This is a genomic window from Streptomyces sp. NPDC047515 (assembly GCF_040643055.1).
Taxonomy (GTDB): Bacteria; Actinomycetota; Actinomycetes; order Streptomycetales; family Streptomycetaceae; genus Streptomyces.
On record NZ_JBEYTM010000018.1, the window covers coordinates 64,412 to 84,972 of the forward strand.

The window sequence follows — 20,561 nt, forward strand, 5'->3', positions numbered from 1 at the left end:
TTACGGTCGCGACGGGCGCCCCGACACCGGGGTTGGCCGGGATCCGACGTCGGTGGCAGCGCTGTCCGAGGCGGGTGGCAGGATCGGTGCCATGTCCGATCTGTGCGATCCCGCTCCCTACGACGCCCTCCTGCTCCTCTCCTTCGGCGGCCCCGAAGGCCGGGACGACGTGGTCCCGTTCCTGGCGAACGTGACCCGTGGCCGCGGCATCCCCGAGGAGCGGCTGAAAGAGGTCGGCAAGCACTACTTCCTGTTCGGCGGCGTCAGCCCGATCAACGCCCAGAACAGAGCCCTGCTGGACGCCCTGCGCAAGGACTTCGCGGAGCACGGACTCGATCTGCCAGTGTACTGGGGCAACCGCAACTGGGCCCCGTACCTCACCGACACCCTGCGCCGGATGGTCACCGACGGACACCGCCGCATCGCCGTCCTCGCCACCAGCGCCTACGCCTCCTACTCGGGCTGTCGCCAGTACCGCGAGAACCTGGCCGCGTCGCTGGCCGCCCTGGAGGCCGAGGGCCTGCCGGTGCCCCGGGTCGACAAGCTCCGGCACTACTTCAACCACCCCGGGTTCGTACAGCCCATGGTGGACGGCGTCCTCGCCTCGCTGGCCGACCTCCCTGAGGACGTACGGGGCGGGGCGCACCTCGCCTTCACCACACACTCCATCCCCGTCTCCGCCGCCGACACCTCCGGCCCGGTGGAGGCGCACGGCGACGGCGGCGCCTATGTCGCCGAGCACCTCGACGTCGCCCGGCTGATCGTCGACGCGGTGCGCGCGGAGACCGGCGTGGCGTACCCCTGGCAGCTCGTCTACCAGTCCCGCAGCGGCGCCCCGCACATCCCGTGGCTGGAGCCCGACATCTGCGACCACGTGGAGACCCTGCACGGCGAGGGCGTCCCCGCCGTGGTGATGGCCCCCATCGGCTTCGTCTCGGACCACATGGAGGTGCTCTACGACCTCGACACGGAGGCCACCGCGAAGGCCGCCGAGCTGGGACTCCCGGTGCGCAGGTCCGCGACCGTGGGCGCCGACCCGCGGTTCGCCGCCGCCGTGCGGGAGCTGGTTCTGGAGCGCGCCGCCGCCGAACAGGGACACGGCGCGCGGCCGTGCGCGCTGGGCACGCTCGGCCCGAGCCACGACGTCTGCCCGGTCGGCTGCTGCCCGGCGCGGACCCTCAAGCCCGCCGCCGCGGGCGCCGACAGCCCGTACGCGTGACAACCCCCTGCCGCACGTCAGAGCCCCCTGGAGCGCCGTGACCGACCCGAACCCCTCCGAACTGCTCGACCTCGCCCTGGAGGCCGCCCGCCGCGCCGGCGCGCTGCTGCGCGACGGCCGTCCGGCCGATCTGGGAGTGGCAGCGACCAAGTCCAGCCCCATCGATGTCGTCACCGAGATGGACATCGCCGCCGAGAAGCTGATCACGGGATTCCTCGCCGAGCGCCGCCCCCGGGACGGCTTCCTCGGTGAGGAAGGGGCCAGCGCGGCGGGCAGCAGCGGTATCCGCTGGGTCATCGATCCGCTCGACGGCACCGTGAACTACCTGTACGGACTGCCGACATGGGCCGTCTCCATCGCCGCCGAACGGGACGGCGAACGGATCGTGGGCGTGGTGGAGGTCCCGATGCGCCGCGAGACGTATCAAGCGGTGCTCGGCGGCGGCGCGTACGCGAAGGGCGGTGCGTACGGTGACGGCACCGCGCTGCGCTGCCGGCCCGCGCCGCCGCTCGACCAGGCGCTCGTCTCGACCGGCTTCAACTACGTCGGCCTCGTCCGGACGCACCAGGCGGACGTGGCCCAGAAGCTGATCCCGCGACTGCGTGACATCCGGCGCAGCGGCTCCGCCGCCGTGGACCTCTGCGATGTCGCGTCCGGCCGCCTCGACGGCTACTACGAGCGCGGGCTCCACCCGTGGGACCTCGCCGCCGGTGACCTCATCGCGCGGGAGGCGGGGGCCTGCACCGGTGGCCGTCCTGGGCTGCCCGCCGACGGTGACCTGACGGTGGCCGCGACGCCGGGTGTCTTCGCGCCGCTGCAGAGCCTCCTGGAGGAGTTCGGAGCCTGGCACGACTGAAACCGGTCGACCGGAGCCTTCCGGCACGCGAGAAGGGCCCCTGACGCCGGACAATGGCATCAGGGGCCCTTCTCGCGCGGCTCAGACGCTGGTGGCGCCGATTTCGACGCCGTGCTCGGCGGCGAGGCGGTGCAGGTCGTCCAGCTCGCCCTGCTCGACATCCGCGAGGAAGTCGTCGCCCGTCTCGCGCGCTTTCGTGAGGTCGGATTCGGTGGCCTTGATTCGTTGCAGCAGACCTGCGGTGAAAGCATCCATAATGCGCCCCCTCATCGTGGGTCGGTGGCACGGGGGTGTGCCCGGGTTTCCCTCCGCGCGGAGGCGGTAGGGCGGGTGATCACGCACTCTCCGGGGACGGAGTGGCCAGTGGTACGCCACATTCAAGGCGTGATCGCGGGTGTGAATGCGTCCTCCCCAGCCTCAAGCTCAGAGAAACCTCAACTGGCCGGGAAATCCGGCGCATTCCCTGGAGCCCGGGGTCGGCCAGCGCCGTCTTACCGCCGGTTTATGCGCGTTGCGGGCAGGATGGAGCAGCACAGAGCATCACCGATGAGCGGCCCGCATCACGGACCGTGAGCACATCGGGACGTTCTGACATTTCCGTCTGATTTTTCTAAGGAAGGACAGCGCCGTGCGCGTACTCGTCGTGGAGGACGAGCAGCTGCTCGCCGATGCGGTGGCCACCGGATTGCGCCGTGAGGCCATGGCCGTCGATGTCGTGTACGACGGCGCCGCGGCCCTGGAGCGCATCGAGGTCAACGACTACGACGTCGTGGTGCTGGACCGGGACCTCCCCCTGGTGCACGGCGACGACGTCTGTCGCCGGATCGTCGAGCTGGGCATGCCCACCCGGGTGCTCATGCTCACCGCGTCCGGCGACGTCAGCGACCGGGTGGCGGGCCTGGAGCTGGGCGCCGACGACTATCTGCCCAAGCCGTTCGCCTTCAGCGAGCTCACGGCACGGGTGCGGGCCCTGGGCCGGCGTACGACGGTGGCGCTGCCGCCCGTCCTGGAGCGCGCGGGCATCAAGCTGGACCCCAACCGGCGCGAGGTGTTCCGGGGTGAGGCCGAGATCCAGCTCGCGCCGAAGGAGTTCGCCGTGCTGGAGGTCCTGATGCGCAGCGAGGGCGCGGTCGTCTCGGCCGAGCAACTGCTGGAGAAGGCCTGGGACGAGCACACCGACCCGTTCACCAATGTCGTCCGGGTGACGGTCATGACGCTGCGCCGCAAACTCGGCGAGCCGCCTGTGATCGTCACCGTCCCCGGCTCCGGCTACCGGATCTGACGGCCGATGCCCTCCGTCCCCGCGCCGCCGACGGCGCCTCCGAAGCCCACCTGGGAGCCCAAACAGCAGGAGCCGCCCTACTGGCTGCGGCCGACCATCCGGATACGGCTCACGCTGCTGTATGGCGGCATGTTCCTGATCGCGGGCATTCTGCTGCTGTCGATCATCTACATGCTGGCCGCGCAGGCCCTGCACGTGGGCAGCGAGCTGCCGTTCAAGATCGTGAGCGGTCAGGTCACCAGTGACGTGTGCAACTTCAACGAAAAATCGACGCCGGACGCCTTCAACGCGGCGATGAACTCCTGCGTCAACCATCAGCGCCAGCAGGCGCTGGACACCCTGCTGAACCGGTCGCTGCTGGCCCTGGTCGGCCTCAGTGTCATCGCCTTCGCCTTCGGCTACGCCATGGCGGGCCGGGTGCTCTCCCCGCTGGGCCGGATCACCCGCACCGCCCGCCGGGTGGCCGGAACGGATCTGTCCCGCCGGATCGAGCTGGACGGCCCGGACGACGAGCTGAAGGAGCTCGCCGACACCTTCGACGAGATGCTGGACCGCCTGGAGCGGGCCTTCACCGCCCAGCAGCGGTTCGTCGGGAACGCGTCGCACGAGCTGCGGACCCCGCTCGCGATCAACCGGACGCTGCTGGAGGTCCATCTCTCCGATCCGCAGGCCCCGCCCGAGCTGAAACAGCTCGGCAAGACCCTGCTGGCCACCAACGAGCGCAGTGAGCAGCTGGTCGAGGGACTGCTGCTGCTCGCCCGCAGTGACAACCAGATCGTCGAGCGCAAACCGGTCGACCTCTCCGAGGTGGCCTCGCGCGCGATCGATCAGACGCGCGGCGAGGCGGAGGAGCGAGGTGTGGAGATCCGTGGCGAGCTGGCCCCCGCCGTGATCCAGGGCAACGGCGTCCTGCTGGAGCGGATCGCGCTGAACCTCGTACAGAACGCCGTGCGCTACAACATCCCCGAGCAGGGCTGGGTGGAGGTCACCACCGAGCTGCAGACGGGCCACGCCGTGCTGGTGGTCTCGAACACGGGCCCCGTGGTGCCCGCGTACGAGATCGACAACCTCTTCGAGCCCTTCAGACGGCTGCGTACGGAGCGAACGGGCAGCGACAAGGGTGTGGGGCTCGGACTCTCGATCGCGCGGTCCGTGGCGCGCGCTCACGGCGGCCGTATCGTCGCGGAACCCCGCGAGGGGGGTGGTCTTGTGATGCGTGTCTCACTGCCGGTCTGAGAGGCTGGGCGGAGCGATCCGCGCTCGCAGAAGTTTGTTCGCTTTGAGCGGAATTTTCGGGACCTGAACCCGGAGTGGCCGTGTGTGATCGATCACAGGAGCGAATATCGGGACGTCAACGCTCCGTGATCAGGGCAGTCACCGGAAAACCCGCAAAAGTCGGGGTTTTCGGGGCTCGATATCACGGGAAGTAAACGGGGTGGCGCCCGTGGAGCACGACACCGGGACCGTGTACGGTCCCCATCGCCACCCAAGCCGATCACTCCCGAGCGGTCCTTTTGGGTGTCGATTGAGTAACAGACCTTGATGTGAGGCAAAATCTCCGCCTCGGGTCGGGCACAAGTCCGGCCTCTCACGCGTTACGTGCGCTGAGACACCGCAGACACCCAGAGGGGGAGAGCGACATGGCAACGGATTACGACACCCCACGCAAGACCGATGACGACGTCGACCAGGACAGTCTTGAAGAGCTGAAGGCCCGGCGGAGCGACAAGACGGCGTCCGCCGTCGACGTCGACGAGTTCGACGCGGCCGAAGGGCTGGAGCTGCCCGGCGCAGACCTGTCCAACGAAGAACTGGCCGTGAGGGTCCTGCCCAAGCAAGCCGACGAGTTCACGTGCATGAGCTGCTTCCTCGTGCACCACAGGAGCCAGTTGGCACGCGAGAAGAACGGCCAGCCGATCTGCCGCGACTGCGACTAGTGCCCCTCCCGGCAAGCTTTGCCCCGTCGCGCCGCCCAGCGCGCACGCTCGCCGCGTTGGCCAAAAGCCCTGGTAGCTCCGCTACAAGGACTTCCGACCGCCTTGCGATCGCACGCACTGGACGACGCTCCTTCCGGGCAAACATTGCCGGTCGCGGCACTAGGTCGAACAGGCCGTGGCAGGCGACACACCGTTCCGGAAGCGACGCTTGCGGCGCAAGAGGTCGTCGGAGGCGAATCAGGGCGGTACAGGCCCGGTGGAAGGCGTTGCAGCGCCTGCCGAGCGGTCCGCCCTGCCACCCTCCGCGGGTGTGCGGGACGACGAGCGGGGCCGGTCGGCCTCGCTCGAAGTGGTCACGGCAGTCGAGGGAGTCGACACGGCCGATGGGGCCGGACAGGTCGACAGGACGGAGCCCGTGACCGGGGCAGGCCGTCTGGGTTCAGTGAAACGGGGAGTACGCAAGGGCGGGGAGAGCGTCAGGGCCGCGATCGGTCATATCGCCGACCTGATCATCGAAACGGCTCCCCGTGTCCCTGTGCGTGACCTCGCCACCCTGCGCAAGCAGTTCCCGGGCCTGGGGCCCGAGGAGCTCGCCGACAAGCTCATCGCGGGGGCGAGCAAGGCCACCGCCACCGTCGGCGCCGGTATCGGCGCGGCGGCCATGATGCCCGTTCCGCCCGCCATGCTCGCCGAGCTGACGGCGGAGATCACCGGTGTGGCCGCGATAGAGATGAAGCTCGTCGCCGAGCTGCACGAGGTCTACGGGCTGCGCCCGCCGGGCGGGCTCACCCAGCGTTCCACCGCCTATCTGACGTCCTGGACTGAGGAGCGCGGTATCGATGTCGCCCATCCCACGACGGTCAACGCGGCGCTGGGCGGCCAGATGAAGCGCGAGCTGCGCCAGCAGATCATGAAGCGCACGGTGCGCGACCTGCCGAATCTCGTCCCGTTCATGATCGGCGCCGCCGTCGGCGCGATGATGAACCGGCGTGACACCAGAAAGCTCGCCGAGCGGGTCAGGAAGGACCTGCGCAAACGCCAGATCCCCTGGGACCGGCTTCCGGAGCTGCCACCGATGGTTCCGGGCGCCCCGCGCAAGGGGCTGCGGGGCGAGCTGGGGAGTTAGGACCCGCTCCGGCGGGTCGGAGGCCTGCTGGATGCCGGCGGAGCCCCTGGAGGGCCTGTGAAGGGCTCCTCGCGAGCCCATGGAAGAACGAAGTCGGCCCGGATCCCGAAGAACCCGGCACCAGGGCACTCGACCGGGGCGCTACGACAACGCCGCGAGCGCGCGCCGGGCTCGTGGGCAGGCGGAGATTTCCGGACGCGTCTCTCCGGCCCGTACCGCCTGCCCGTACCGCAACGCCCTGCCCATACCGCCCTGCCGTACCGTCATGTGCCTTTCAGGCCCGTACCGCGCTGAGCGCGGCGACCAGTGCCTGCGGCTCGCGGGTCGACAGATAGACGTACGGCGTCGGGTCCTGCGGGTCGGTGACCTCCACCCGCACCGCCGTCGGGATGTAGCTGCGCAGCAGCATGAACGCGCGGGTGTCCGCCTTGTACGAGCGCCACGCACGCGCCTCCTCCTCGTCCAGCACTTCGGCCTCGCCGAGCGCCGACACCGGAATGCGCGCGTCACCGGCCACCAGGGCGCCCGCGACGACCCGGATCCTGGCCGAACCGTAGGAGCTGACCGCGACCGCCGAAAGGGCCGTGCCGCCCACCAGGCCGGCCAGCAGCGGCAGGCCGCCGAGCGGCAACAGCATCAGGGCACAGGCGATGCCGACCAGGAAGGCGATGAGCCACCACGAGCGGGGCGCGGTCAGTCGTTCGTCGAAAGGCGGGGTGGAAGGCTGCATGAACCCAAGCTTGGCACGGCGCGACCCGCAGGTGGCCGCGCGGGTAAGGTCTGCGCCTGTGAGTGGAACATCTGCGGCTCTGAAGCCCCCGGCCGACGCGGTGAAACCGGTCCGGCACCCCGAAGCCCCGGCCCCCGGCGAACTCCTCGGCGCGCACTACGAACACTGTTTCGGCTGCGGCGAGGGGCAGCCGCACGGGCTGCACCTCCAGGCACGGGCCGCCGAGGGTGTCAGCGTCACCGCGGAGTTCACCGTGAAGGCCGCCCATCAGGGCGCCCCGGGCCTGGCGCACGGTGGCATTCTGGCCACCGCGCTGGACGAGACGCTCGGCTCGCTGAACTGGCTGCTGCGGGTGATCGCGGTGACCGGGCGGCTGGAGACCGACTTCGTCGCCCCGGTTCCGGTGGACACCGTGCTGTACCTCGACGCCGAGATCACCGCGGTGCACGGCCGGAAGATCTACTCCCGGGCCACGGGCCGGATCGGGGGCCCGGAGGGGCCCGTGGCGGTCCGTGCCGAGGCCCTCTTCATCGAGGTGAAGATCGACCACTTCATCGACAACGGCCGCCCGGCCGAGATCCAGGCAGCGATGGCCGACCCGGACCAGGTCAGGCGCGCCCGCGCGTTCGAGGTGAACCCCTGATGCGCCATCCCGTGGACGTGCTGATCCGCCGGGTCGACCCGGACGTGCCGATTCCGGCCTATGGGCACCCCGGCGACGCCGGGGTCGATCTGGTGACCACCGAGGCCGTCGAACTGGCTCCGGGCGAGCGGGCGGTGCTCCCCACCGGGGTGTCGATCGCGCTGCCCGACGGGTACGCGGCGTTCGTGCACCCGCGGTCCGGCCTCGCCGCACGCTGCGGAGTCGCTCTCGTCAATGCCCCGGGGACGGTTGATGCCGGGTACCGTGGAGAGATCAAGGTGATCGTCATCAATCTCGACCCGCGGGAGCCCGTATGGTTCGAGCGGTTCGACCGGATTGCCCAACTGGTCGTACAGCAGGTCGAGAAGGTGCGCTTCCACGAAGTGGCGGAGCTCCCCGGCTCGGCTCGCGGCGAGGGAGGTTTCGGATCCACCGGAGGGCACGCGTCCGGTGATGTTGATGGCGTCAGGGGCGGAATTACCCAGGGCGGGAACAGCTACGCTTCGGTCGTACCCGACCGGGAAGGACAGTGACGTGTTCGGACGTCGCAAGAAGAGTGGTTCCGCCGAGGACGCGGCGGACGAAGCGCGCGAGGCCGAGCAGGTCGTCGACGAGCTCGATGACGCCGATGGGGCCGACAGCGGCTCGCGTCGGGTGAATCTCCCGCCGGCGCCGCGGCCGGACGGGCCGTGGGACATCACCGAGGTCTCCCAGCCCGGCGAGGGCCGGGTCGACCTGGGTGGCGTGTTCGTGCCCGGCGTCGAGGGCATGGAGCTGCGGGTCGAGGTGGCCGGCGACGCGATCGTGGCCGCGACCGTGGTGATGCACGACAGCGCCATTCAGCTGCAGGCCTTCGCCGCGCCCAAGAAAGAGGGCATCTGGGGCGAGGTCCGCGAGGAGATCGCCTCCGGCATCACTCAGCAGGGTGGGATCATCGACGAGGTCGAGGGTCCGCTGGGCTGGGAGCTGCGCGCCCAGGTCCCCGTACAGCTCCCCGACGGGACGAACGGGGTGCAGCTGGTGCGCTTCGTCGGCGTCGACGGGCCGCGCTGGTTCCTGCGCGGAGTGATCTCCGGCCAGGGTGCCGTGCAGCCGGAGGCCGCGGGGCTGCTGGAGACGATCTTCCGGGACACCGTGGTCGTCCGTGGCGAGGGCCCGATGGCGCCGCGCGATCCGATCGTCCTCAAGCTTCCCAATGACGCCCAGATGGTGCCCGAGGGCGTCCAGCAGGAGAACCAGGAGAACTCGAAGTTCTCCGGTGGCATGGGCCAGCTCCAGCGCGGCCCCGAGATCACCGAAGTGCGCTGAGCGGATACGGGCTGCCGCCCGGCACAGCTGAAGGCCGGTGGGCCGCACCCCCTCGAAAGGGGGTGCGGCCCACCGGCCTTTGTGCGTCCGGGGCCGCGTCCGGGGCCGTCTCCGGGGCCGTGTCCAGGGGCCTGCTGTCGTGGCGGCTTCGGGGCGCACAAAGGGGCGTGTATGGGGCGCGTATAGGGCACGTATGTGCGCCGTCAAAGGCCCGCCCCTCCCCGTAAGGAAGCCATCAACGCAAGGCCTGGACGGCCGGGACGCGGGGTTTGCTCAGGAGGTCAGAGATTCCGTACCTCATCTAGGAGCACACGATGGCCGATGTGGCCTTCGTCGTCACCACGATCGCGGTGTTCGCGTTGGTGGCTCTCGTCGCCAAGGGGGTGGCCAAGCTGTGACCGCCGAAAACATCGTCGGCCTCGTCGTGGCCGTCGCCCTGCTGGGCTATCTCATCCTCGCCCTTCTGTACCCGGAGAGGTTCTGAGCCCGATATGAGCCCCGTCCTCGCTGGTGTGCTCCAGGTTCTCGCGCTCGTCGCGGCGCTGGCGCTGGCATACCGTCCGCTCGGTGACTACATGGCCGGCGTCTACTCCTCGCAGAAGCACCTACGCGTCGAGAAGTGGATGTACAAGGCCGTAGGCGTCAATCCCGACGCACAGATGCGCTGGCCCGCGTACCTGCGCGGGGTCCTCGCCTTCTCCGCGGTGAGTGTCCTCTTCCTCTATCTGCTGCAGCGGCTCCAGGGCGCGTTGCCCGGTTCGCTCGGCTTCGCCTCGATCGATCCCGACCAGGCGTTCAACACGGCGGCGTCGTTCGTCGCGAACACCAACTGGCAGTCGTACTACGGCGAGCAGGCCATGGGCCATGTCGTCCAGACCGGCGGCCTCGCGGTGCAGAACTTCGTCTCGGCCGCCGTCGGCATCGCCGTCGCGGTGGCGCTGGTACGGGGCTTCGCCCGCTCCCGCACCGGTGAGCTGGGCAATTTCTGGTCCGACCTGGTGCGCGGCACCGTCCGGATCCTGATCCCGATCGCCGTGGTCGGCGCGCTGGTGCTGGTCGCCTGCGGAGCCATCCAGAACTTCTCCGGCATCCATGAGGTCGGCCAGTTCATGGGCGGTTCGCAGCAGTGGAACGGCGGAGCGGTGGCCTCGCAGGAGGTCATCAAGGAGCTGGGTACGAACGGCGGCGGCTACTTCAACGCCAACTCGTCCCATCCGTTCGAGAATCCCAACGGCCTGTCCAACCTCTTCGAGATCTTCCTGATCCTGGTCATTCCGTTCGCGCTCACGCGGACGTTCGGACGGATGGTCGGCTCGCTGAAGCAGGGCTACGCGATCCTCGCGGCGATGGGTGTCATCTGGCTGGGCTTCACCACCCTGATGATGTGGACCGAGTTCAGCCACCACGGGCCCGCGTTCGACATCGCGGGCGGGGCCATGGAAGGCAAGGAGACCCGGTTCGGGATCGCCGGCTCGTCGATCTTCGCCGTGGCCACGACGCTCACCTCCACGGGTGCGGTCAACTCCTTCCACTCCTCGTACACGGGCTTCGGCGGGGGCATCACGATGCTGGGCATGCAGCTCGGCGAGATCGCTCCCGGCGGGGTCGGATCCGGCCTCTACGGCATGCTGATCATGGCGATCATCGCGGTGTTCATCGCGGGCCTGATGGTCGGCCGTACGCCCGAGTACCTCGGCAAGAAGATCGGCACCCGGCAGATCAAGCTCGCGGCCTGCTACATCCTGATCACCCCGGCGCTGGTGCTCTGCTTCACCGCCGCGGCACTGGTCCTGCCCACCCCGCCGCACTCCATGCTGAACTCCGGTGCGCATGGATTCTCCGAGGTGCTGTACGCGTACACCTCGGGTGCGAACAACAACGGTTCGGCCTTCGCCGGGCTGAACGCGGACACGCAGTGGTTCAACACGACCATCGGTCTCGCGATGCTGCTGGGCCGCTTCCTGCCGATGGTGTTCGTGCTCGCGCTGGCCGGCTCGCTCGCCGAGCAGAAGCCCGTACCGGCGACCGTGGGAACCCTGGGCACGCACAAGCCGCTGTTCAGCGGGCTGCTGGTCGGGACGATCCTGATCATCACCGGGCTGACCTACTTCCCGGCCCTGGCGCTGGGGCCGCTGGCCGAAGGGCTGGCGTCATGACCACTCGTACGAAGCAAGAGGACTCGATGTCCACTGTCACCCCCACCCGGGCACCCCACCAGGACGCGCCCACGGGTCACCACAGCGAAGGACGCGTCGGCGGAGGCCTGTTCGACCCCGGACAATTGCTCAAGTCCTTCCCCGACGCCGTACGCAAGCTCGACCCCCGGGTGATGGTCAAGTCCCCGGTGATGTTCGTGGTGCTGATCGGTTCGGTGTTCACCACCGTGCTGGCGTGCCTGAACCCCGGCGACTGGTTCGGCTGGGCGATCGCGGTCTGGCTGTGGCTGACCACGATCTTCGCCAACCTGGCGGAGGCGGTTGCCGAAGGGCGCGGCAAGGCGCAGGCCGACACGTTGCGCAGGGCCAAGACCGACACGGTCGCCCGGCGGATCATCGGCACCAACGAGGAACGGGTCCCCGGCACCGAACTGCGCGTCGGCGATCTGGTGATCTGTGAGGCCGGTGACATCATCCCCGGTGACGGGGACGTCGTCGACGGTGTCGCGAGCGTCGACGAGTCCGCGATCACGGGTGAATCGGCGCCGGTCATCCGGGAGTCCGGCGGCGACCGCTCCGCCGTCACCGGTGGTACGAAGGTGCTCTCCGACCGGATCGTCGTCAAGATCACCACCAAGCCCGGAGAAACGTTCATCGACCGGATGATCGCCCTGGTCGAGGGCGCGGCCCGGCAGAAGACGCCCAACGAGATCGCGCTGAACATCCTGCTCGCGTCCCTCACCATCGTCTTCCTGCTCGCCGTCGTCACCCTCCAGCCGTTCGCGATCTACGCGGGCCAGAAGCAGTCGATGATCGTGCTGACCGCGCTGCTGGTCTGCCTGATCCCGACGACCATCGGAGCGCTGCTCTCCGCGATCGGGATCGCCGGGATGGACCGGCTGGTGCAGCGCAACGTGCTCGCGATGTCGGGGCGTGCCGTCGAGGCCGCCGGCGATGTCTCGACCCTGCTGCTCGACAAGACCGGCACCATCACGCTCGGCAACCGGCAGGCCGCCGAGTTCGTCCCCGTCAAGGGCACGACCGAGGCCGAACTGGCGGACGCCGCCCAGCTCTCCTCACTGGCCGACGAGACGCCCGAGGGCCGCTCGATCGTCGTGCTCGCCAAGGAGAAGTACGGGCTGCGCGAGCGCCACCAGGGCGAACTGCGGCAGGCCGAATGGGTCGCGTTCACCGCCCAGACGCGGATGTCGGGCGTGGACGTCGACGGACGCAGGGTCCGCAAGGGCGCGAGCGGTTCCGTCGTCGCCTGGGTCAAGGAGCGCGGCGGCAGCGTCTCGCCGGAGGTACGGACGCTCACCGAGCGGATCTCCGAGGCAGGCGGCACACCGCTGCTGGTGGCTCTGGAGGACGGGCAGGGTGCCCGGGTCCTGGGCGTCATCCACCTCAAGGACGTCGTCAAGGAAGGGATGCGGGAGCGGTTCGACGAGCTGCGCCGGATGGGCATCAAGACGGTCATGATCACGGGCGACAACCCGCTGACCGCGAGGGCCATCGCCGAGGAGGCCGGGGTCGACGACTTCCTCGCGGAGGCCACGCCCGAGGACAAGATGGCCCTCATCAAGCGGGAGCAGGCGGGCGGCAAGCTCGTCGCGATGACGGGCGACGGGACCAACGACGCGCCCGCGCTGGCCCAGGCGGACGTCGGCGTGGCGATGAACACCGGCACCTCGGCCGCCAAGGAGGCCGGGAACATGGTGGACCTGGACTCCAACCCCACCAAGCTGATCGAGATCGTCGAGATCGGCAAGCAACTGCTCATCACCCGGGGCGCGCTGACGACGTTCTCGATCGCCAACGACGTCGCGAAGTACTTCGCGATCATCCCGGCGATGTTCGCGGTGGTCTATCCCGGCCTGGACACGCTCAACATCATGCGGCTGTCCTCGCCGGAGTCCGCGATCCTCTCGGCGGTCGTGTTCAACGCGCTGATCATCATCGCACTGGTGCCGCTCGCCCTGAAGGGCGTGCGCTACCGGCCCAGCAGCGCCGACTCGATGCTCCGGCGCAACATCGGGATCTACGGCCTGGGCGGCCTGGTCGCCCCGTTCATCGGCATCAAGATCATCGACCTGATCATCTCCCACATCCCCGGGATCGGCTGACCTGCCATGAACAACTCCGTAGCAAACACCGTCCGGTTGCTCTGGGCCGGGCTGCGTGCCCTGCTCGTCCTCACTGTCGTGTGCGGCGTGCTCTACCCGCTCGCCGTGACGGGTGTCGCTCAGGGCATCTTCCCCGACAAGGCCAACGGCTCCGAGATCACCGCGAACGGCAAGGTCGTCGGCTCCGAACTCATCGGCCAGCGCTATGACCTGCCGCTGAAGAAGGGACAGCAGACCGCGGCTTTGGACCTCAAGTGGTTCCAGCCGCGCCCCTCCAACGGCCTCGGCACCAACAGCGTCAACACCCAGTACAAGCTGATCCTCTCCGGCGCGACCAACCGCTCCGGCGACAGCAAGGAACTGATCGACGCGGTGACAGCCGCCAAGGCCGCAGTCGTCAAGGACAATTCCGTCCCCGGCCACCCCGTCAGCCCCGCCGACGTGCCGGCCGACGCCGTCACCTCCTCGGGCTCCGGTCTCGATCCGGCCATCTCCCCGGCGTACGCACAGCTCCAGGTGCGCCGCGTCGCCGAGCGGAACCATCTCCGCGTCGCGCAGGTGGAGAAGCTTGTCGAGCAGCACACGGACGGCCGGATTCTCGGCTTCGTGGGGGAACCGAGGGCCAACGTCCTCCAGCTCAACATCGCTCTCAAGCAGCTGGTGAGCGGAGCTTGAGAGCGCCGGGGCCGGCCGCCGCGGCCGGCCCCGGACCATCGGCCGCACGCCGCACGCCGCACGCCGCACGCCGCACGCCGGTTCAGCCCGTCGGCGAGCCCAGGCTTCCCGGGTAGAGGTACTTCGCCGGCGGGATCACCGTGCCGTCGACCCACGCCCCGAAGAAGCCCTTGAGGTGCTTCCCCGATACCTCGGCCGCCAGCGCCTCGAACTGCCGGAACGAGGCGTTTCCGTACGCGTGGTCGCGGGTCCAGGTCCTGAGCGTCCGGAAGAACGCCTCGTCACCGACCGTGCGCCGCAGGGCGTGCAGCATCAGCGACCCCTTGAAGTACAGCGCGGAATCCAACTCCTTCCCCGGGCCCGGGTCGTAGAGCCTGGTGGACCAGAACGACGGGTCGTCGCGGTAGTCCTCGATCTCGGAACGGTAGTAGTCCTGATCCAGGTCGGCGCCCTTGTGCTCCTCCCACAACTGCCCGGCGTACTGGGCGAAGCACTCCGCGGCGCAGCCGTCCCGCCAGTCCTTGAACGAGACGCTGTCACCGAACCACTGGTGGGTGTTCTCATGGACCACCGAGGCGTCGAAGAGCATGCCGCCGCCGTACGTGGGCCGGCTCTGCGTCTCCAGAGCCAGCGGGCCACCCGTGGGTTCCTTCGTGGCCCCGACGACGATGGCGCCCGCCGAGGAGAACGGGTACGGGCCGAACTTCGCGGTCAGGAAGTCCAGGATGTCCGTCTGCTCGGCCTCCGCGTCCGGGTCGACGACGGCGTCCGGGCTGTAAGCCGTGATGACCGGGGTTCCGGCGGCCGTCTTCCCCCGGTGGACGGTGAACCTGTCGATCGCGACCGTGCTGAGGTACGTCGCCAGCGGCTTGTCCTCGAACCAGCGGAAGGTCTTCCTGCCGTCCTTCACGGTGACCGGGCCCGGCAGCCCGTTGCCGACGGCCGTCCAGCCGTCGGGCACCGTCGCGGTGAGGGCGAAGGTGGCCTTGTCGGACGGGTGGTCGTTGGCGGGATACCAGGAGGTCGCCGCGTGCGGTTCGCCCGCCACGTACGCGCCGCCGGTCTTCAGGGTGTGCCAGCCCTCGGCGTCGGGCTTGCCCGCGTACTTCACCCGGACCGCAAAGGTCGCGCCCCGCGCGACCGGGCGGACCGGGGTGATGACCAGCTCATGGGCCCCGGACCTGGAGAACGCCTTCACCGGGGTGCTGTCCACGGTGACCGATGCCACGGTGAAGCCCTTGAGGTCCAGGCTGAACCGGTCCAGGCCGGTCAGGGCGCGGGCGGTGACGGTGGTGTCGCCGTCCAGGTGGTCGGTGCGCGCCGGGTCGTAGGCGATACGGACGTCGTAGTGGGAGACGTCGTAGCCGGAGTTGCCGTCGTCAGGGAAGTACGGGTCACCGACGCCCGGACCGCCGATGGCGGCCGAGGCGGGGAGGACGGTCAGTACGGTGCCGCTCACGACCGCGGCCACGAGGGCGGCAGCGGTTCTGCGGCGTCGGTTCAGCAGTCTGCGCATGTCTCGTTCCTGGGGATGGGGGTCAGTGTCGGGGAGCGGTGGCGGCGAGCTTCCACAGCACGCCGATGAGGGCATCGGTGCTGGTCGTCTCCGTCTTCGGGTCCACGTTGGCGAGGTTGTCGCACGCCTCGTGGATGCAGTCCGAGATACCGGTGCTGAAGCCGGACGACGGGATGCCGACGTTTCCGAACGACTCGTGGTCCGAACCGCCGACGCCGATGTCGAACGTGGGGATGTTCCGTTCGGCGAACCACGCCTCGAAAGCCTGCTGGGCCTCGGTCTCGCCGTGCTCGTCGTCGTGGACCACGAGCCACTGCTGGGTGTTCTTGCTGCCCGCCTGGTCGAAGTTGAGATAGACGTCGATCCTGCGGCGCTCGGCCCCGGAGAGTTTGCCGACGTAGTCCGCCGAGCCGATCAGCCCCAGCTCCTCCGCGCCCCACCAGGCGAACCGAAGGTGCCGCTCGGGCCTGAGCCGGGACTTGGCCACCTGAAGGGCGGTGGCCAGGACCGCGGTCGAGCCCGAGCCGTTGTCGTTGATTCCCGGGCCCTCCTCGACGCTGTCGAGGTGGGCGCCGGTCAGCAGCACGTGATCCGGGTCGCCGCCCGGCCAGTCGGCGATCAGATTGTTGCCCATGGTGCCGTCGTGGGTGAAGGGGACGAGTTTCGTGCGGAAGCCCGCCCGGTCGAGGGCGTTCTTCACATACGTCACCGAGTCGGCGTACCCCTGCGTGCCGTGCGCGCGGTTGCCGCCGTTGCGGTCGGCGATCCGCTGCAGGGCACGCAGATGGGGCAGCACCTGCCGCTCGGAGACGGTGGGGGCGGTGGGCGGCTGTGTTCTTGCGGTGGCGGTTGCGGCGGGGACCGCGGACATGGTCAGGGATATCCCGAGGACTCCGGCCGCCAGCCGGGGAAGGCTCCTGCGTGACGTCATGCGCACCCTTTCAAGGACGGGGCACTCGCCCCGATGGACCTCGGCAAGGCTGGTCGGCCGCTGTCAGAGAGTTGTCGGAAAGTTGTGGGGAAGCGGTAGCGCCCCGACGAAGAGGGCCGACCGGACTGACCGGACCGATTGGACCGATCGGGCCGACGATGCGTCATATGTGCGCGCGGGCAGGGGTGTCCAACTTGTCCGGATCATTGCGGCGTCGGTGGCGTTTGCCCATACTGGCCCGATCATCCGAGGGATGGGAGTGACCAGGGGGACTGGTGGGGAATCAGTGAGGGCGGACGCCTGCGCTGTTGCGCTGCGTCAGGCACCACGGTCTGGTGCTCTGCGCGGCAGGGCTCGCGGTGCTGCTCGCGGCCACTGTGCTGGCGGCGCTGGCCGCGCTCACCGAGCGCGCGGTCGAGGGCGGGGCGCAGCGTAGGCTCGCCGCGGACTCCGGAGCCGTCGTCCAGGTCGGAGGCCGGCACACGCCAGGCAAGGACGCGGCGTACGACCGTACGGACAAGGCCGTGCGCGCCGCGATGGGCCGTGTCTTCGCCGACGTACCGCAGCACACCTGGGCCGCTCACCGGGCGCCGGCGGCGATGTCCGGCGGCTACCCCGTCAGCGGCGCCGACGGCCGTACGGCCGAGGACCTGGCCGTCTCGGTCGTCGCGCTCCAGGACCAGTCGCGCCATGCCCGGCTGCTTTCCGGCCGTTGGCCGCGCGGTGCCACCGCGGGCGGTGCCACGGAGGCGGCGCTGCCCAGGGTCCTCGCCGCCCGGCTCCAGCTGCGCCCCGGCAACAGGTTCACCGTCGATGCCAACGGCAGAGGCCGGGTCTCCCTGCGACTGAGCGGGATCTACGCCCCCCAGGACCGGTCACCCGCCCTCTGGGAGGCCCTCGCCGGGGCCTACGGAAGCACCGAGAACATGGTCCTGCTCGCCCCCGACGCCTTCACCGCGGACTCCCCGCTGGCCGCGGACTCCACCGACCTGTGGCTCGGCACACCGGTCGCCTCCGGTCTCGGACTGGACGGCATCGACGCACTCGCCGGACGGCTCGACACCTTCAGCGGCAGCGACACCCGCCGTTCCGTCTTCCACGGCGGGCCGGTCCCCGGCTCCGAACTCGCCGTGGTCGACGGGCTCGCGAACGCCCTGCGCGCACTCGACACCCCCGTCGCCGTCGCCCGCGCCGGCCTGTACATCCCGGCCACGCTGCTCGCGGCGCTCGCCGCCGCCGCGCTCGTGCTCACCGCGCGTCAGCTCGCCGAACACCGCGCGCCGGAAGAGGCGTTGCTCACCGCACGTGGAGCGGGCGCACCAGGAATCACTGCCGCGGCCGCCGCCCAGTGGGCGGCCGTGGCACTCCCGGCGGGCTGCGTCGCACCGTTCCTCGCCGGACCGCTGCTGCGATTGCTGGACCGGGGCGGGCTCGTCCCCGGAGGTGTCCCCGACGAGCCGTCGGCGCTCCCTCTCGCCTGGGCCGCCGCGCTGCTCGCCGTCGCCGTGCACGGCGCCGCGCTGCTGGTGCCCACCGTGCGGGCGGTACGCGACCGGCGTACCGTCTCCCGGCTGCGGCAGCGCCTGAGCCGGTACTCCGGGGCGCAGCGCACCGGAATCGACGCCGCCCTGGCCGTCGTTGCCGTGATCGGCTGGCTGCAGCTGCGGCAGTACCGGTCCCCGCTATCGGCGGGCGACAGCGGCAGCGGGGTCGATCCGGTGCTCGTCCTGGCCCCCGTCACGATGACCGTCGCGGCCGTCCTGCTGGTGCTGCGACTGCTGCCGCTGACCGGCCGACTCATCGACCCGATGGCCCGCCGCGGCACCGGACTCGTACTCCCGCTCGGCGGTTGGCAGATCGGCCGCAGGGCCTCCCGGCACGCCGGACCGACCCGGGTCGTCGCCTTGGCGCTGGCCGTCGGAGCGCTCAGCGCGACGGCGCTGGCAATCCTCGACCGGGGCGGCCACGACCAGGCCGTGTTCGCCGTCGGCTCGGACCTGAGGATCACCGCCGGGCCCGAGGACGCCGGAGGAGTGCCTGCGGGGGAGCGGAGGGAGGCCTACCGGAAGCTGCCGGGGGTCGAGGCGCTCACCCCCGTGCTGGAGGCGCCCGGCTACGTCGCGGATCAGCCCGTCGCGGTCACCGGGATCAACACCGCACGCGGACCCGTGCCCACCCTGCGCCCCGACCTCTCCGACCGGCCGCTCGCCGAACTCCTGCGCCCGCTCGGACGCACCGTCCCACGCCATGGACTGCTGCTCGCCGGGACGCCCCGCACCCTCCCGCTGAGGGTGGCGCTGGGCGCCGACGGCCCCGGCACTCCCGTGCCGATCACCCTCACCATCACCTTCGAGGACGGCGACGGACTCGCCCACGAGAGCTCCGTGCCGCTGCGTACCACGGGCACCCGGACCCGTACGGTCCGCCTGCCCGTGCCCGCGCGCACCGGGCCGCTGCGGATCCTCCGGGTCGGCCTGAACATGCGGGGCGAAACGGTTCGGCGCACCTACCGTCTGACGATCGACCGGATTCCGGGCGCGACCGCCCCCGCGTCCCTGAAGGACGTCACCGGAACCGACGTGTCCGACCCGGGCACCGTGGGCTGCCCCGGCGCCGAACCCGATCCGTCCGCCGCGGCCCCCGGCACCGGGCCCGTGCTGTGCGGCAACCGGCCGCGGGCCGCAGCACTCGTCGACGCGGTGCTGCGCGGCCCCGACGTCACATCGGTCTCGCCCCTGTGGGACATCCGGCTGGCGGTCGGCACGGCGTGGCACACCCCCGATGTGCCCGCTCTGGCCGATGCGGCGCTGCTCGACCGGGGAACGGTCAAGATCGGGGACACCGTGGACGTGACGCCGCCGGACGGGGGAGCCCTGTCCTTCAAGGTGGTCGGCCGGATCGCGGGCGTCCCCGGGGCCGACCGGGACTTTCCGCGCCTCCTCGTCGACTCCCGGGCGCTGACCGGTCTGCTCGCCGCCGAGGGCCGGCTGCCCGAGGCCGAGACCGGCTGGCTGGCCTCGGTGCGGGGGCACGAGGCGAGCGCCGCGCTACGGGCGGTGGACGCGGATCCGCGGCTCGGCGTCGCGACGCACGTGCCCCATGAACGCGCCCGGCTCGCCGACGACCCGCTGCGGCACGGCGCACGCGGCGCGCTCACGCTCTGTCTGCTGCTGGCCCCGGCCTTCGCGGTGATCGCCTTCACGCTGCACACCGTGCTCTCGGCGAGGGCCCGGCGCCGGGAGTTCGCGCTGCTGCGGGCCATCGGCGTACGGCGCGGTCAGCTCGCGGCGTACCTCTGGACCGAACAGCTGGGCCTGTCCGCCGTCGCCGGGCTGCTGGGCACCCTGCTCGGCACGGTGCTCGCGGCCGCGATCCTGCCGGTGGTCACGGTGACCACCGACGGACAGCAGGTCTTCCCGGTCCTGCTGACGTCCGTGCCCTGGGCACGGGTGGCGATGACCGGGGCGGCCACGACCGTGCTGATCTGCGGGGTGGTCGGCTGCGCCGCCCTGTTCCTGGCGCGGGTGGACCTGGCACGGGTACTGCGGGCGGGGGACGACGGATGACCGACCGGGTACCGGGGAGAGCCGCGTGGAAGGGCACGTTCACCGGCCGGGCGCCGGGGAGTGACGCGTCGAATGGCACGTTCGCCGACCGTGCGGCCGGGAGTGACGCGCCCAACGGCACATTCGCGGGCCGGGCGCCGGAGGCTGACGCCTCCCCCGGCACGTTCGCCGACCGTGCACCCAGGGGAGCCGCGTGGAAAGGTACGCTCACCGGCCGGCTCCGTGCGCTGCGCTCCTGGCGGCCCGATGTGCTGACGGTCCGGGAAGCGCGGGCCGACGCCGTCCTGCTGGTCTCTCTCGCGGCACTCGTCGCCCTGCTCACGGCCGCGGCCGCCGCCGCGCCGCCGCTCATGGGCCGGCTCGCCGGACGGGCCCTGCTCGACCGGGTGGCCGCCGTGCAGGAGGACGGGCCGGGCCTCCAGTTCAGTTCGGCCCTGGAGATCTCCCGCGCCGGGAGGACCGGGCCGGCCACGTTCGGGCGGGATCTCGACGA

At 70.5% G+C, this 20,561-nt stretch carries 18 protein-coding genes; 14 read left to right on the plus strand and 4 right to left on the minus strand.

Going from position 1 to position 20,561, the window contains the following annotated elements; translation table 11 throughout:
• The first annotated feature begins 91 nt into the window (after nucleotides 1-91).
• Nucleotides 92-1,219: a ferrochelatase gene (locus tag ABZ826_RS17440; protein WP_361448232.1), complete on the plus strand. Its 1,128-nt coding sequence runs from the start codon at nucleotides 92-94 to the stop codon at nucleotides 1,217-1,219.
• A gap of 37 nt (nucleotides 1,220-1,256) precedes the next feature.
• Nucleotides 1,257-2,075 carry an inositol monophosphatase family protein gene (locus ABZ826_RS17445; protein ID WP_361448235.1) on the plus strand — a complete coding sequence of 273 codons (819 nt, stop codon included), beginning with the start codon at nucleotides 1,257-1,259 and terminating at the stop codon, nucleotides 2,073-2,075.
• An 81-nt stretch (nucleotides 2,076-2,156) separates the two neighbouring features.
• Here the strand turns inward: ABZ826_RS17445 and ABZ826_RS17450 are convergent, their stop codons facing one another.
• Nucleotides 2,157-2,330 (minus strand): hypothetical protein, encoded by a 174-nt coding sequence (locus tag ABZ826_RS17450; protein ID WP_361448238.1) that lies wholly within the window; start codon nucleotides 2,328-2,330, stop codon nucleotides 2,157-2,159.
• Nucleotides 2,331-2,703: 373 nt separating this feature from the next.
• Here ABZ826_RS17450 and ABZ826_RS17455 point away from each other — a divergent pair, with 373 nt between their 5' ends.
• The 4 genes from ABZ826_RS17455 (at nucleotide 2,704) to ABZ826_RS17470 (ending at nucleotide 6,420) form a co-directional block, all read left to right on the plus strand.
• Nucleotides 2,704-3,357, plus strand: coding sequence for a response regulator transcription factor (locus ABZ826_RS17455; RefSeq protein ID WP_361448241.1), 654 nt, complete (start codon nucleotides 2,704-2,706; stop codon nucleotides 3,355-3,357).
• Nucleotides 3,358-3,363: 6 nt separating this feature from the next.
• A complete protein-coding gene (locus ABZ826_RS17460) occupies nucleotides 3,364-4,593 on the plus strand; it encodes an ATP-binding protein (RefSeq protein WP_361448244.1) in 1,230 nt (409 codons plus the stop codon).
• 404 nt (nucleotides 4,594-4,997) lie between these two features.
• Entirely contained in the window at nucleotides 4,998-5,294 is a 297-nt protein-coding gene (locus ABZ826_RS17465; RefSeq protein ID WP_003965732.1) for a DUF4193 domain-containing protein, read from the plus strand.
• 175 nt (nucleotides 5,295-5,469) lie between these two features.
• The gene (locus tag ABZ826_RS17470; protein ID WP_361448247.1) at nucleotides 5,470-6,420 is read left to right on the plus strand and encodes a hypothetical protein; all 951 of its coding nucleotides are present in this window, start codon (nucleotides 5,470-5,472) and stop codon (nucleotides 6,418-6,420) included.
• 274 nt (nucleotides 6,421-6,694) lie between these two features.
• Here ABZ826_RS17470 and ABZ826_RS17475 read toward each other — a convergent pair whose 3' ends face one another.
• Nucleotides 6,695-7,150 (minus strand): DUF3093 domain-containing protein, encoded by a 456-nt coding sequence (locus ABZ826_RS17475; protein ID WP_361448250.1) that lies wholly within the window; start codon nucleotides 7,148-7,150, stop codon nucleotides 6,695-6,697.
• 58 nt (nucleotides 7,151-7,208) lie between these two features.
• Here ABZ826_RS17475 and ABZ826_RS17480 point away from each other — a divergent pair, with 58 nt between their 5' ends.
• From ABZ826_RS17480 to ABZ826_RS17510, 7 genes are all read left to right on the plus strand, one after another.
• Nucleotides 7,209-7,793 carry a PaaI family thioesterase gene (locus ABZ826_RS17480; protein ID WP_361448253.1) on the plus strand — a complete coding sequence of 195 codons (585 nt, stop codon included), beginning with the start codon at nucleotides 7,209-7,211 and terminating at the stop codon, nucleotides 7,791-7,793.
• Complete coding sequence (gene dut / locus ABZ826_RS17485) at nucleotides 7,793-8,326, plus strand: dUTP diphosphatase (protein ID WP_361448256.1); 534 nt, start codon at nucleotides 7,793-7,795, stop codon at nucleotides 8,324-8,326. The genes ABZ826_RS17480 and dut overlap by 1 nt, the downstream gene beginning before the upstream one ends.
• Nucleotide 8,327: 1 nt before the next feature.
• A complete protein-coding gene (locus tag ABZ826_RS17490; protein WP_361448259.1) occupies nucleotides 8,328-9,101 on the plus strand; it encodes a DUF3710 domain-containing protein in 774 nt (257 codons plus the stop codon).
• A gap of 394 nt (nucleotides 9,102-9,495) precedes the next feature.
• Nucleotides 9,496-9,585 carry a K(+)-transporting ATPase subunit F gene (kdpF, locus tag ABZ826_RS17495; RefSeq protein WP_361448262.1) on the plus strand — a complete coding sequence of 30 codons (90 nt, stop codon included), beginning with the start codon at nucleotides 9,496-9,498 and terminating at the stop codon, nucleotides 9,583-9,585.
• A gap of 7 nt (nucleotides 9,586-9,592) precedes the next feature.
• On the plus strand, nucleotides 9,593-11,257 hold the full coding sequence (gene kdpA / locus ABZ826_RS17500; protein WP_361448265.1) for a potassium-transporting ATPase subunit KdpA: 1,665 nt from the start codon (nucleotides 9,593-9,595) through the stop codon (nucleotides 11,255-11,257).
• Complete coding sequence (kdpB, locus tag ABZ826_RS17505) at nucleotides 11,254-13,380, plus strand: potassium-transporting ATPase subunit KdpB (RefSeq protein ID WP_361448268.1); 2,127 nt, start codon at nucleotides 11,254-11,256, stop codon at nucleotides 13,378-13,380. The genes kdpA and kdpB overlap by 4 nt, the downstream gene beginning before the upstream one ends.
• A 6-nt stretch (nucleotides 13,381-13,386) precedes the next feature.
• Nucleotides 13,387-14,055 carry a potassium-transporting ATPase subunit C gene (locus ABZ826_RS17510; protein ID WP_361448271.1) on the plus strand — a complete coding sequence of 223 codons (669 nt, stop codon included), beginning with the start codon at nucleotides 13,387-13,389 and terminating at the stop codon, nucleotides 14,053-14,055.
• A gap of 82 nt (nucleotides 14,056-14,137) precedes the next feature.
• On the opposite strand, the gene ABZ826_RS17515 is transcribed toward ABZ826_RS17510, so the two are convergent.
• Entirely contained in the window at nucleotides 14,138-15,571 is a 1,434-nt protein-coding gene (locus tag ABZ826_RS17515; protein WP_361448274.1) for a M1 family metallopeptidase, read from the minus strand.
• 22 nt (nucleotides 15,572-15,593) lie between these two features.
• Nucleotides 15,594-16,502, minus strand: a complete 909-nt coding sequence (locus ABZ826_RS17520; RefSeq protein ID WP_361448277.1) for a M28 family peptidase — start codon at nucleotides 16,500-16,502, stop codon at nucleotides 15,594-15,596.
• 308 nt (nucleotides 16,503-16,810) lie between these two features.
• Here ABZ826_RS17520 and ABZ826_RS17525 point away from each other — a divergent pair, with 308 nt between their 5' ends.
• Nucleotides 16,811-20,068, plus strand: a complete 3,258-nt coding sequence (locus ABZ826_RS17525; RefSeq protein WP_361448280.1) for an ABC transporter permease — start codon at nucleotides 16,811-16,813, stop codon at nucleotides 20,066-20,068.
• Nucleotides 20,069-20,561 lie beyond the last annotated feature (493 nt).

Bases quoted from the DNA above. Each gene is read 5' to 3' on its own strand.
- ABZ826_RS17440 (WP_361448232.1), top strand. From the start codon at position 92: ATGTCCGATCTGTGCGATCCCGCTCCCTACGACGCCCTCCTGCTCCTC.
- ABZ826_RS17520 (WP_361448277.1), bottom strand. From the start codon at position 16,502: ATGACGTCACGCAGGAGCCTTCCCCGGCTGGCGGCCGGAGTCCTCGGG.
- ABZ826_RS17460 (WP_361448244.1), top strand. From the start codon at position 3,364: ATGCCCTCCGTCCCCGCGCCGCCGACGGCGCCTCCGAAGCCCACCTGG.
- kdpB (WP_361448268.1), top strand. From the start codon at position 11,254: ATGACCACTCGTACGAAGCAAGAGGACTCGATGTCCACTGTCACCCCC.
- ABZ826_RS17475 (WP_361448250.1), bottom strand. From the start codon at position 7,150: ATGCAGCCTTCCACCCCGCCTTTCGACGAACGACTGACCGCGCCCCGC.
- kdpA (WP_361448265.1), top strand. From the start codon at position 9,593: ATGAGCCCCGTCCTCGCTGGTGTGCTCCAGGTTCTCGCGCTCGTCGCG.
- ABZ826_RS17510 (WP_361448271.1), top strand. From the start codon at position 13,387: ATGAACAACTCCGTAGCAAACACCGTCCGGTTGCTCTGGGCCGGGCTG.
- ABZ826_RS17515 (WP_361448274.1), bottom strand. From the start codon at position 15,571: ATGCGCAGACTGCTGAACCGACGCCGCAGAACCGCTGCCGCCCTCGTG.
- ABZ826_RS17450 (WP_361448238.1), bottom strand. From the start codon at position 2,330: ATGGATGCTTTCACCGCAGGTCTGCTGCAACGAATCAAGGCCACCGAA.
- ABZ826_RS17465 (WP_003965732.1), top strand. From the start codon at position 4,998: ATGGCAACGGATTACGACACCCCACGCAAGACCGATGACGACGTCGAC.
- dut (WP_361448256.1), top strand. From the start codon at position 7,793: ATGCGCCATCCCGTGGACGTGCTGATCCGCCGGGTCGACCCGGACGTG.